Source organism: Faecalicatena contorta, assembly GCF_001404335.1.
GTDB lineage: Bacteria > Bacillota > Clostridia > Lachnospirales > Lachnospiraceae > Faecalicatena > Faecalicatena contortus_B.
On record NZ_CYZU01000092.1, the window covers coordinates 1 to 13440 of the forward strand.

Consider the following 13440-nt stretch of genomic DNA (forward strand, 5'->3'; position numbering starts at 1 on the left):
CCGCTTTGAGCGTTTTTGAAAGGACATGGATGTTCTCCGGGAGGTTTTCGGCTATCCCTTCATGGAGCTGGCGCATCCAACCGGCAGGAAAAAGCTCGTTTCTAAGGAGGGCCCTCAAGCGGGGGCAGCGTATGGCATTGAATTGGCGGGACTTTTATGTCCCCAGTAGGTGTACATAAGCAAGGGAATACAGCTTTCAGAATAATCAAACCTGTGAGCGCGATAGGATTTATTGATGGCTTGCAGCTCTTTTTGCCATTAAGCGTCCCCAGACGCTTCCGGGGACGAAAGCCAGTCCGTTGTATTTTGATTTTAGATTTGCCATATGCCGTTTCCTGCGCTATACTTAATTATATTCTAAAGCAGGCGGCAGAAGATTGAAAATGGTGGAGGTACTTGAGCGTGCCTGAGTGAAGCGAAAGGAATGGATTTAAAAATGAAAAAAGTGTTTGAGAAATGGATGGAGATCAGCCTTGTTAAGCGAATTCTGGGAGGTTTGATCATTGGAGCGGCCCTGGGGCTTCTGATTCCCTCCGTAACAGCAATCGGTATACTGGGGGATCTTTTTGTTGGGGGATTAAAAGCGGTTGCGCCGATCCTGGTATTTTTCCTTGTCATGAGCTCGCTCTGCAATGCAGGAAAATCACATGGAGGCGTGATTAAGACGGTTATTATTCTTTATATGTTCAGCACCTTGCTTGCGGCAGTCATTGCAGTGTTTGCGAGCATGGCTTTTCCTTGTACGCTGACACTGACAAAGGCAGTGACGGATACCGCGCCTCCAAGCGGAGTGGCGGAAGTGCTTCAAACGCTGCTGTTGAATGTTGTTTCCAATCCGGTGAGTTCGCTGGCAGATGCAAATTATCTGGGGATCTTATTCTGGGCAGTACTGCTGGGACTTGCATTCCGGAGGGCGGCGGAGACGACGAAAAACATGCTTAGGGATATTTCAGGCGCAGTCTCTACGCTGGTGACATGGATTATCAATCTTGCTCCGTTTGGGATTCTGGGCCTTGTGTTCCGTACGATTTCTACCAGTGGGTTAAATATTTTCACGGAATATGGAAAGCTTCTTGTTCTTTTGGTAGGGTCCATGCTGGCAATTACCTTTATTACGAATCCGATTCTTGTATACTGGTGCATCAGGAAGAACCCGTACCCACTGATTTTCAGATGCTTAAAGCGCAGCGCCATTACGGCATTCTTTACAAGGAGTTCTGCTGCCAATATCCCTGTGAATATGGCAGCGTGCGAAGAGATGGGGCTGGACAAGGATACTTATTCCGTCTCCATTCCCCTGGGGGCTACCATTAATATGGACGGCGCCGCTATTACGATTACTGTTATGACGATGGCGGCTGCCCACACGATGGGGGTTCCGGTGGATATCCCTACAGCCATAATTCTAAGTGTACTGGCTGCTCTGTCGGCCTGCGGAGCATCCGGGGTTGCGGGGGGATCTCTGTTACTGATACCTATGGCATGTTCCCTTTTCGGGATATCAGACGATATCTCCATGCAGGTAGTTGGTGTGGGATTTATCATAGGGGTTGTACAGGACTCGGTAGAGACTGCACTCAATTCTTCTTCAGACCTGCTGCTTTCTGCATCTGCAGAACTGAGACAGTGGAGAAAGGAAGGGCGGGAGATCAATTTGTAAAGGATTTTGACAGCAGGTTGTATTTTCTCTGCCGTATGTTTTTGATTATGCGAAGAACATGTATGAAAGACATATCATGATGATGTAAGGAGTGAACGGACTATGAAGATGAAACAGGTTACATTAGGTACCACGGGAATTACTGTCCCGCAGAATGCATTTGGAGCTCTGCCGGTACAAAGAGTGGACATGGAGAATGCGGTAAAGATTCTCAGGAGGGCCTTTGAAGGCGGTATGACATTTTTTGACACGGCGCGTGCATACAGCGACAGTGAGGAAAAGCTGGGGAATGCTTTTGCCGGTATTCGCGGGGAAATTTACATAGCAAGCAAGACAATGGCGCGCACGCCGGAGGAGGTTGAGAAGCAGTTGGATCTTTCCTTAAAGCTGCTGCAGACCGATTATATAGATATTTACCAGTTCCACTGTGTGGATGTCTGTTACCGTCCCGGCGATGGCACAGGAATGTATGAGCGCATGCAAAAGGCTAAGGAGCAGGGAAAGATCCGCCATATCGGAGTGACTGCACACAAAATGGATGTTGCAAAGGAGTGTATTGAATCCGGGCTTTATGAGACGCTGCAGTACCCGCTTAGCTATCTGTCCTCAGAAAAAGAGCTGGAACTGGTGGAGCTGTGCAGGGAAAGAAATATGGGCTTTATCGCGATGAAAGGGCTGGCAGGCGGTCTGCTTACGAACTCCCGCGCTGCTTCTGCGTTTATGTCACAGTTTGATCATGTGCTTCCGATCTGGGGCGTCCAGCGGATGGAAGAACTGGAGGAATGGCTGGAATATATGGAAGATGCCCCTGTGCTGGATGAAGAGCTGGCGGCATTTATTGAGAAGGAGAAAAAAGAACTGACCGGAGAGTTCTGCCGCGGCTGTGGCTATTGCATGCCATGTCCGGCTGGTATTGTCATCAATAATTGTGCAAGGATGTCACTTATGGTAAGGCGGGCTCCATCGGCGGGGTGGCTGAGTGAGGAATGGCAGGAAAAGATGAAGAAGATAGAGGGGTGCATGCAGTGCGGGCAGTGCAGGAAAAAATGCCCCTACGAATTGGACACGCCGAATCTTTTGAAAAAGAATTACGAAGATTATCAGAAGATATTGGCGGGGAAAATCACAGTCTGATATGAGTTGAATGATTGGAGCATTTAAAATTAAAAGGGCGGAGGAACCTCTCTAGTACAGAGAGGGATCTTCCGCTTTTGTTATGGTACAAAAACATGTATAATAAGAAACAGATTGTCGGTAAATGGAATAGCGGTGTGAAGGAGCAGAGTTAAAATGGAGAGAATATTGGTCGTAGAGGATGACAGGATTTTAAATATGACCCTGAGTTATAACCTGAAAAGTGCAGGATATGAGGTGGAATCGGTTATGAATGCGGCGGATGCAGAGAAAATTGTGGGGGGACAGCAATTTGCACTGGTTGTGCTGGACGTGAACCTGCCGGACGGGAACGGGTACGAGGTGTGCCGTACCATAAAAGAGAAGCAGGATGCCGCCGTGATATTTGTAACGGCGCAGGATATGGAGAGCGATATGCTCAAGGGCTATGAATGCGGGGCGGACGATTACGTGACAAAACCCTTTTCCGTGGCAGTATTTCAGAAGAAAGTGGCAGCGATTCTGAGCCGCATGGAGAAAAAGCTGGTATCGGATGTGTTCGATGACGGGTATCTGGCAATTGATTTCACAGAGAACACCTGCACGGCAGGACAGCTACCTGTGGCTCTTACCCCAAAAGAATGGAAGCTATTGAAAATCTTTGCCAAGAGCGGGAAGCAGGTTCTTACCAGACAGATCCTGCTGGACAGGTTGTGGGATATAGACGGCAACTTTGTGGATGACCATACACTGACAACTACATTGAGTGCGCTGAGAAAGAAGATTGAGAATAAAGAACATACCTATATACAGACGGTGTACGGAATGGGTTATATGTGGAAGGGCGGTGAGCTAAGATGAATTATCATAGCCTCTCCCTCGGGAGGATTGTCCGTTATATCAGCTGTGGGGTGATATTGACAGATGTGGTGATCCTTGCTGTGGTTTATGCTCTGACCGGGAGCCGCACCGCCGTGTTTGGTACAGCGGCCGCGGCGGCCGCCACTGTCTGCTGGGGAATTGCTCTAACCGTTGTTTTTCAGAAGAAATTATCCGTGTTTACAGAAGAGATCTGCGCCATTTTGGAAGAAATGGCAGAGGACAACCTGCAGGAAAAGCCTTATATGGAAGAAGAGACACTTTTAGCCAGGATTGTACACAGACTCAGGCAGCTCTACAAGGTCATGCAGAAGCAGAAGGAGCAGAATGTCAGAGCAAGGGAGGAGCTTCAGTCCCTTGTATCGGATATTTCACACCAGACGAGGACTCCGGTCACAAACCTGAAGATGATCCAGGAGACCCTGCATGATGACAGCCTTACGGAAAGCGAGAAAAACGAATTTCTCGAAGCTTTCGCTTCTCAGATTGACAAACTGGATTTCCTTGTGCAGGCCATGGTGAAGACGTCGCGGCTGGAAACCGGAGTTATCATGCTTACGAAGAAAACACAGAATCTGTACGATACGCTGGCAGAGGCTGTGGGAGGCATATTTACAAAGGCGGCACAGAAGCAGATGGATGTGCGGGTGGACTGCCCGGAGACATTTCTGGTGTCTCATGACCCAAAATGGACCACGGAAGCCATCTTTAATATTCTGGACAATGCGGTGAAGTATACGCCTCCAGGGGGGATGATCAGTGTATCGGTGGAACGCTGGGAGGCCTATGTAAAGATTGACATTGCAGATACCGGAAAGGGGATCCCGGAAGAACATTATGCCCTGATTTTCCAGCGCTTTTACAGGGAGGAAGAGGTGCATGATGAGGAGGGTGTGGGGATCGGACTGTATCTGGCGCGGGAGATCATTTCCCTTCAGGGAGGCTATGTGAAGGTTAGCTCACGGCAGAGGAGCGGTTCAGTTTTTTCTGTCTTTTTACCAAATGAATGAGAAATATGGCAGTAGTTCTGTGGCTATTATATGGCCTGTTATTAAAAATTAGAATATTCTTTCAGATAGATTAGCAGAAGTTTTTGTGGTATGCTATGAATAAAAAGGAAGAACAGGCAGTAATGACTGGAATGTTTTCAGCATGCTGTCTGTTCTATTTATGTGAGAAGAGCGGAAATATAATGAAAAGTCCCGAAAACGGGACTTTTTCAGTGAGAATAATCAAAATTAACGAAAGAGCCCGGAGGATTCCCGGACAATTGCCGATTATAATAGGCTTTAGAAAGTCAGAGGAGGAAATCAAAATGAACATATTACAGGTGACTGGATTAAAAAAATATTATGGGGAGGAACCAACTATTACAAAGGCGCTGGATGGAGTGGATCTTTGTGTGGAAGAGGGGGAATTCACGGCAATTGTCGGAACAAGTGGGAGCGGGAAATCTACGCTTTTGAATATGATGGGCGGCCTGGATATACCGACATCCGGAAGTGTGGTGGTGAGAGGAAAAGAGCTGTCTAAAATGAATGATGAACAACTTACGGTCTTCCGAAGAAGAAATATCGGATTTATTTTCCAGAACTATAATCTCATTCCGATTCTGAACGCTTATGAAAATATTGTTATGCCGGTGGAATTGGACGGGAACCGGGTGAATGCACGCTACGTGGAGGAAGTGGCAGGACTTTTGAGCCTGAAAGACAGACTCGAATACATGCCCGGCAGTCTTTCGGGAGGGCAGCAACAGCGAGTGGCCATTGCGCGCGCCCTTGTATCAAAACCAGCCATCGTCCTGGCTGACGAACCGACCGGAAATCTGGACAGCAGAACAAGCGCCGATGTGATCGGGCTGTTAAAACGAACCTGTTATGAGCTGAACCAGACAATTGTCATGATTACTCACAATGACCAGCTGGCCCAGATGGCAGACCGGATCATACGGATCGAAGACGGCAGGATCACAGCATAGGAGGGCATAAGCGATGGTATTACCTTTTGAAAATGACAATCTGAAGATTATGAAAACGCTGTCAAGAAGAAGTTTCCTGGCAAGCCGTTTCCGCAATCTGGTAGCAGTGCTGGCGATTGCACTCACGGCCGTTCTGTTTACTTCCATTACCACGATCGGCATGGGAACCATGGAATCTATGAAGATGACCCAGCAGATTCAGAAAATGAGCAAGGCGGATGTGGATATCCGGAATTTGACAGAGGAACAGTATGAAAAACTGAAAGAAAGCGGTATCGCCAGTGAATTAGGACTTCGTATGCCTATAGGCTTTCTGACAAATACGGTGAGACATGAGATAGAGCTGGATCTGGAAAACTCTGTTCAACGGGAGCTAACCTTCTGCCAGCCAACTCACGGAGTGGAACCCGTGAAAGCCAATGAAATTGTAGCATCAGATAGAGCGCTGGAGGAACTGGGGGCAAAACCGGAAGTGGGAGCAGAGGTGATCATTGAATTCACCGTACACGGAAGGGATTATCAGCTTCCAATGGTTGTATCGGGATGGTATGAAAGTTCCCATGACGAACTGAGCATTATGACTGTGTCAGAGGCATTCAGGGAGGAGCATCCGGAGATTTTTGAGTATACTTACCGGGAAGATGCGGAACTGGCAGGGACATACTGGGCCGATTTTATGATGGCGGATAGAACGAATATGGAAGAGCAGCTGGATGAGTTCGTAGAATCAATAGGCGGATCCAGGGAAATCGGCGCCCCAAACAGTATCCCGGCGGTGATCAACCAGGAAACGAATCCTGGGATGGACAGTAAAATGATGGCTGCTTTTGCGGTACTGGTGATTCTGTTTATCTTTTGCGGGTATCTGCTGATCTACAATGTTTTTGATATTGCTGTTATGCAGGAAGTAAGGCGTTATGGCCTGTACCGGACCATTGGTATGTCAAAAAAACAGGTAAAACAGCTGATCAACAGGCAGGCGGTATGGGTGTCCTGCATGGGAATCCCGCTTGGTCTGCTGATCGGATTCTTTGTGGGAAAAATAACACTTCCGAAAATTATGGATATCCTTTCAACGGAGTATAAGAACATTGTGATTTCGGTTTCCCCGAATCCGGTAATCTTTATCGCAGCGGCGATTCTGGCCGCGCTGACTGTATTCATCAGTACGAGAAAACCTGCAAGAATGGCATCCAATATCTCTCCCATGGAAGCATTCCGGTATGTAGAGACAAAAGGGAAAAACCGGAAAAATGCCAAGGTGAAAAGACATTACAGAGGAATCAATCTCGGACAGATGGCATTTGCGAATCTTGGAAGAAATAAAAGACGTTCCGTATTCATCGTTGTCTCTCTGATGCTCAGTGTAGTGATGCTAAATACGGTAGGTACGGCAGCAGGAAGTGTGGATGTAGAGCGTCAGGTGAATGAGATGATACGTACAGACTTTGAGATCGCCCATGTGGATACAAGAAGCAATTTGAAAGGATTTATCCGCCATGACCAGGCAGTTCCCCAAGAGGCTGTCCAGGCCGTGCAGGAAATGCCGGGCGTGACAGACGCAAGTTTGGTATATAAGAATACGCTGGAAGACCTGCAGGTAACTTTTGATTACGGCATGAAAATCTCGGATATTAAAGTATTCGATGAGCAGGGAACAGAGCAGAGGGCCGGCCTGGATCCGGATGGCCGTTTTGTATCGGTGGGAGCAGATGATTATCCGATCTGCAATGTATATGGAATGGAAAAGGCCGGGCTTGCACATCTGCAGATTGCGGAGGGAGAAAAAGATTTTAATAAGCTTTATGAAAAGCTGATGGAGGGCGGCAGCGTCATTCTGGGAATGCAGGCTGACAGAAAAACAAAAGTGCTGAAAGAATACTATAATTATATGAACGTAGGGGATACCATAACCGCCCGCATAAACGGGGAAGAGATAAAGAGCTATACTGTGATCGCAAAAGCCGCCCTTACAAGCGATGATGAAGGGTTTGGATACAGTGTAAGCAGTTCGATTGATGTGGGGATTGATGCGCCTTATCTGTATCTCCCGCAGGAAGAAATGAAAGAGCTTTATCAGGAACCGGCTGTTATGAAGTATACCTTCGATGTAGAGGAGGGCAGCAAAGACGAGATGAGGCAGTTCCTGGAATCTTATATACAGGAGAATCCGTCCCTCACCTACCTGTCCGCGGATAAGGCAAGGGCAAGCGCAGAATCTTCAAAAACCATGATCTATATGGTCGGCGGAATCATTGCATTCATCTTCGGAATCACAGGAATTCTGAATTTGATTAATATGATGAGCACAAGTATTCTGGCAAGGCGGAGAGAATTTGCTACAATGCAGAGCATCGGAATGACGAAAAAACAGCTGAGAAAACTGCTCATGCTGGAGGGCTGCTTTTATGCGGCGGGAGCAGCGGTTCTGGGAATCGTGTTCTCAGTAGTGGTTGATCAGACACTTTTAAAAATGATGCTGTCCAATCCTTCTATGTGGTACTTCACATATCACATTACAATCCTTCCGGCGGTAATTCTGAGCATGATACTGGTTGTGATATCTGTGCTTATACCGCGGGGGGCAATGCGGATGTTCTATAAGGGAAGTGTGGTGGAGCAGCTGAGGATAGCTGAGTAAGGGAAACCGAGGCATTAGGGTTAAGCAGGGTTCATACAGGAAGACTTGACACTTCCTGATTGAACTCTGCTTCTGTTTTGTACAGACCGTCCCGTTTCAATGAAGTATTATGCCTTTCACTCATTCATACTTTTCGATTGCCTTGTGGATTATCGTGTAGTATAATTTAGAAAATAAATGAATCGAGGTCTGACATGGAAAACGAATTTCAAATACAAGTTAAGAAGCTGCAGAGGTTAGAAACTACATATGTGATTTTTGGACAAGGCACGAAGATGCCTTTTCTGATCTGTGATGAAGAATCTTTTAATGATCAGATCTGGGTGTTTACCACTGAGGATGGAGCAAAAGATTTTGCACAGAAGCGCAAGGATGAGAATAAAGACTTCATGATGGTTGTCAAACTGGAGAACAAGCAGCTCCTTGGATTCTACAGCAGCCTGTACCTCCTGGGTGTAAATGAGATCGTATTCGCAGAGGAGGCGCAGCTATCCAAGATTCCTCTGGAGCAGCTGGTGGTACAGAAGGATTATTCCAAGCTCCCCAGGAATCAACAGCCGCTTTTGAATCCGCAGATGCAGCTGACCGGACTCTATTTTATGCAGGAAGTCCAGAGGGCCATCCCGAATAATGAGAAGCCGAAGCTGCGTGAACTGGAAGAAGAGATGGCGGTGAATCTGGTGAGATCCAGATTCTTGATTGCGGTAGAGGTAGAGGGCGAAAAGAGGCTGCCGGATGGCTCCAATATCAAGATCCCCTGTGTAAAGAACCAGGAGGGCAAGATGTTCCAGCCGATTTTCACGGATTATAATGAGTTTGTAAAGTTCAATTCACAGGGCAAATTCCAGGCCAATATGATCGAATTTGCCAATATAGAGAAGGTGCTCGGCAAGAATGTAGAAGGCATCGTGATGAATCCGCAAAGTATGAATATCGTTATATTAAAAAGTAAGATTCCTGGGCTGCTGCAGCGGTTCGTGCAGGGGTAGTGTATTACCGTTTCTATATTTGCTGGCTTTTAGAGTGATAACATAAATACTCGGAAAGTCTTCTCTTTTTTGTGATGACACAGTCGCTTGGCAAATACTTGCTTTTCCCTTCATTTCTCGAGTATAGATAAAATAAAAACGGCCCATACCCTTTAAAATGGATATGAGCCGTTTTTGCTACCGTGTAATTGTAAAGTATGCCGGTAAATAAAAAACGCAGCAGGAGGGATTTGAACCCCCGGAGCGTTGCCGCTCTTCTGCTTTCGAGGCAGATGCCATCAGCCAACTCGACCACTGCTGCGTATGGGGTGCGTCACTTATCTGGCACACCTCTGATATTGTAACAAATTTCGTCAGGAAACTCCAGTATTTTTTGAAGAAAATACTGCTTTTTTTTGAAGCCGTGGGTAGCCCCATTTAAAGAACCAGAAGCACAGGACAATCTGGACCACGGTGGAACAGGGCGTAGCCAGTGCTATGTGAAACAACGACACTTCTTCCGCCTGGCTTGCCAGCCAGGACACTGGGATCCGCACCCCGAATGCTCCGATTAGGCCCTGGATCATAACAAAAGTGGTACAGCCGCATCCATTAAAATACCCGATGAAGCAAAACAGAAAGGAAACCAGCAGTGTATCAATCGCGTACCCTTTCAGGTATTCTGCTGAGGCCAGGATAACAGCTGTGTCTCTGGCAAAAATGCGTGACAGGGCGGCTCCGTGGAAGAATGAAAAATAGCTCATGACCAGTCCCAGGCAGAAAGAGGTAGCCATGCCATAATACATGCCCTTCCTTGCCCGCTGGGGCTGCCCTGCTCCGATATTCTGTGCAACATATGCGGACATGGACTGGGTATAGGCGGAGGGAACCAAAAGGATAAAACCGCAGAGCTTCTCCGCAACGCCTACACCTGCCGATGCAATTACACCTAGTTGGTTGACGATTGCCGTAATTGCCAGAAACGAAATGCTGACCAGCAGATCCTGCAGTGCACAGGGAGCGCCCATCTTACAAATCCTGAAAATGACTTTTTTATGAAACCGGATCTGTTTTCTGGAAAACGGAAAAATCAGTCCCCGCTTCCGGATAATAAGCATGGACAGAAATACACTGACTGCCTGTGCTGTAACCGTGGCAGCGGCAGCTCCGGCCGCGCCCATGTTCAGCCCGGCTACAAAGAGCAGGTCCAGCGCAACATTGGCAGCACAGGCAATTGCTACAGCCATGAGCGGGGTATGTGAATCCCCCATCCCCCGGAAGATACTGCCCAGAGTATTATAGGCGGCGATAAACACAATCCCTCCGGAGCAGACTCGGACATACTGCACAGTAAAGTCATAGGCCTCCGGAGGAGCCTGGAGAAGACGGACCAGAGCTGGTGCAGCCAGAAGCATAACAGCGGTAAGGATCAGTGAAAATGCGGCAAAAAGGCAGATCCCGGCTCCCACGGTATTGCCGATTTCATTTTCCTTATGCTGACCAAACTGCTGACCTATGATAATTGTGACACCCATAGAAAGCCCGGTGATAACCACGGTCAGCGTATAAAGAATCTGGCTGCCGGTAGCCACAGCTGACACTGCCGCAGGCGCGGCGAACTGCCCGACAACAAGCAGATCCACGGCTCCGTACAATGTCTGTAGTATCAAAGCCGCCATAATAGGCAAAGTAAATTTCATAAGGGGTCCTAATATCTTCCCCTGCGTTAAATTTGAAGCATTATGCATCTCAGTCATCCCCTTTAAACTTTTGTAATGTAATGTTTTATTTAACAGGCAAAATAAAAGTCTACCCTGTAAAATAAAAAAGGATAAGAAAGCAGACATTTCAGTCCGCCATCTTATCCGGCAAATAATCTATCTTGAGTATCCGCCCTCCGATGAGCAAGTTTATTTTAGAACAAAAAGGAGGAAAATGTCAACTGATTTTTAATGCCTGTTTCTTATATATTTTAATCATTGTAGAATTAAAGCAGTTTTCAAGTGGTCATAAAGGGCCATAAATGACAGGCAAGTATATTGACATGCGGGTACATAAATGATATGCTACTAAAAGTAAACTTTGAGGGAATGAAGTTCTCCCGTGGATGATTCCAAAAACGCTTTTTAGCTGATGACTTCTGTGTAAAAACAGGGGTGTCAGCTTTTTTTGTTGGAAATTATTACGCCGTATCTGTTATAGGAGCTGAGACCTTCCGGCAGTCAGGCTGTAATTATCCCGTATTGTGGGATGGCTGTTGGAGAAGAAAACTAGAGTAAAGGATGAAGAAAATATGTATGACAGAATAAAAAGAGTATTAATGACTTATAAGGAATTGGTGGTTTTGGGCCTGCTGGGAATTCCGATCGGGTTGGTAGTGGGCAGCATTGATGCGGTATTTGGGAGGATTCTGCTGGGGATCACTGATTTCAGGGATGCGCATCCGTTGCAGTTGATCCCCTTTCTGGCCCTGGCCGGTGCATTCATAGCATTCTGTTATCTCAAATTCGGGGGGAAAAGCAGTAAGGGAATGAATTTGATTTTTGAAGTCGGCCATGGGGAGGAGGAAGTGATTCCGCTCAGGTTGATTCCGTTTGTCATTTCCGGCACCTGGATTACTCATTTATTTGGCGGCAGTGCTGGGCGGGAAGGGGTGGCAGTACAGATTGGGGCGACTTTTTCCCATTGGGTGGGTAAGAAAATTCCGCTAAAAAACAGTTCCCATATCTTTTTGGTAACAGGGATGGCCGCCGGATTTGCCGGACTCTTTCAGACACCGCTTGCGGCAGTATTTTTTGCAATGGAGGTTCTGATAGCCGGTGCATTGGAATATCAGGCGCTGCTCCCTGCCGTTACAGCTGCATTTACAGCCAGTATGACTTCTCATTTCCTTGGGCTGGAAAAGTTCACCTTTGCTCTGACAGCGGAAATGAATTTGAATCTGCCGGATATGGGAAAGCTGATCCTGGCCGGAATTCTGTTCGGAATTGTGGGCGGCGCATTTGCCTGGACGTTGAAATACATAAAAGCGAAACTTTCCAGGATTTGGAGCCAGCCGGTTATCCGCATCTTCTACATGGGACTTATCATAAGCTTGCTGCTGCTTTTGCTCTATCAGGGGAGATATGCAGGGCTGGGGACGAATCTGATCCATACAAGTTTTTATGGCGGGGAAATTTACAGCTTTGACTGGATTCTGAAATTCATTCTAACAATCATGACACTGGCGGCCGGTTTTCAAGGCGGTGAGGTCACTCCGCTGTTCGCCATCGGCGCAAGTCTGGGAGCGGCAGCCGGACCTGTGCTGGGAATCCCCCCGGAACTTGCGGCGGCGCTAGGCTATGCCGGCGTCTTCGGAAGTGCCAGCAATACATTTCTGGCGCCGGTGCTGATCGGGGCGGAGGTGTTTGGTTTTGCATACTTTCCACAATTTTTTATAACGTGCGCGTTTGCGTATCTGTTTAACCTAAACAAGTCCATATATTCTCTACAGAAGATATGGGGAGGAACGCATTTTAGTTAAAGGGGCGCACTGTTGACGGACAGTCAGGGAGCCGCATTCGGATATACATGCTGTCTGATAATGCACCCGTGGGTCAACGAATTCTAGGAAGAAATCAGGCGGGAAACAGGAGCACGGGATGACCCAGCGTGGGAAAATTGATATTTTCCCACACTGGGTCATCCGAGACCGTGATTCGGAATCACGGTCTCTCTCCTGTTTCCCGCCTGATTTCTTCCAAGAATTCGTAGGATCCACTCTAGCATTATCAGACAGCATGTATATCCGAATGCGGCTCCCTGACTGTCCATCAACAGCGCTAGACTCATCAAGACAGAAGTGCGGCTTTCCTGGTGGGGATATCAGACGGGAGCAGTGGATCACGTTGGGCTGCAAGTGGGATATTGGGAGGGGAAACAAAAACGGACGGCCAGTTGTGAACATGTTGGAAGCCACATATAAATCCAGTGGTAATAAATTACGGTACTGAAAGTATACAATATAACCAACATACAAAAGCGTCTGCATAAAAATACTGGAGTCAATATTCCTCCTATTATCCAATTCAATCCGCTGCTCCCGCCGATCATTCCCCCCAAGTGTCGGAACATCTTCCGCAAGGATGCACGCAGCCTGCCGAAAGAGGGGGTTCTGCCCGGGGGCGGGAAACAGGAAGGGGCCTTTCAGCAAGCATAG

General features: G+C 47.4%; 9 protein-coding genes, 1 tRNA gene and 1 riboswitch. Of the genes, 8 read left to right on the forward strand and 2 right to left on the reverse strand.

Translation table 11 applies throughout. The features are described from left to right. Positions 1–436: 436 nt before the first annotated feature. The 7 genes from sstT to ARB69_RS24610 all read left to right on the forward strand — a co-directional run bounded on the left by sstT (position 437) and on the right by ARB69_RS24610 (position 9263). Positions 437–1660, forward strand: coding sequence for a serine/threonine transporter SstT (gene sstT / locus ARB69_RS24580; RefSeq protein WP_082202709.1), 1224 nt, complete (start codon positions 437–439; stop codon positions 1658–1660). A gap of 108 nt (positions 1661–1768) precedes the next feature. Beyond that, positions 1769–2794 carry an aldo/keto reductase gene (locus ARB69_RS24585; RefSeq protein ID WP_055155301.1) on the forward strand — a complete coding sequence of 342 codons (1026 nt, stop codon included), beginning with the start codon at positions 1769–1771 and terminating at the stop codon, positions 2792–2794. Positions 2795–2950: 156 nt separating this feature from the next. After that, entirely contained in the window at positions 2951–3634 is a 684-nt protein-coding gene (locus ARB69_RS24590; RefSeq protein ID WP_050638928.1) for a response regulator transcription factor, read from the forward strand. Beyond that, complete coding sequence (locus ARB69_RS24595; RefSeq protein WP_055155296.1) at positions 3631–4662, forward strand: sensor histidine kinase; 1032 nt, start codon at positions 3631–3633, stop codon at positions 4660–4662. Before ARB69_RS24590 ends, ARB69_RS24595 begins: the two co-directional genes overlap by 4 nt. Positions 4663–4967: 305 nt before the next feature. Next, positions 4968–5633, forward strand: coding sequence for an ABC transporter ATP-binding protein (locus ARB69_RS24600; RefSeq protein WP_050638970.1), 666 nt, complete (start codon positions 4968–4970; stop codon positions 5631–5633). 13 nt (positions 5634–5646) lie between these two features. Continuing rightward, on the forward strand, positions 5647–8274 hold the full coding sequence (locus ARB69_RS24605) for an ABC transporter permease (protein ID WP_055155297.1): 2628 nt from the start codon (positions 5647–5649) through the stop codon (positions 8272–8274). 194 nt (positions 8275–8468) lie between these two features. Further along, positions 8469–9263, forward strand: coding sequence for an SseB family protein (locus ARB69_RS24610; RefSeq protein ID WP_055155298.1), 795 nt, complete (start codon positions 8469–8471; stop codon positions 9261–9263). A 215-nt stretch (positions 9264–9478) separates the two neighbouring features. On the opposite strand, the gene ARB69_RS24615 is transcribed toward ARB69_RS24610, so the two are convergent. Continuing rightward, a tRNA-Ser gene (locus ARB69_RS24615) sits at positions 9479–9564 on the reverse strand. A gap of 52 nt (positions 9565–9616) precedes the next feature. Continuing rightward, entirely contained in the window at positions 9617–10942 is a 1326-nt protein-coding gene (locus tag ARB69_RS24620) for an MATE family efflux transporter (RefSeq protein WP_242857664.1), read from the reverse strand. A gap of 377 nt (positions 10943–11319) precedes the next feature. Further along, a riboswitch (Fluoride riboswitch) is annotated at positions 11320–11392 on the forward strand. A 143-nt stretch (positions 11393–11535) separates the two neighbouring features. On the opposite strand from ARB69_RS24620, the gene ARB69_RS24625 reads away from it, so the two are divergent. Then, entirely contained in the window at positions 11536–12765 is a 1230-nt protein-coding gene (locus tag ARB69_RS24625; RefSeq protein WP_055155300.1) for a chloride channel protein, read from the forward strand. The last annotated feature ends 675 nt before the right edge of the window (positions 12766–13440 follow it).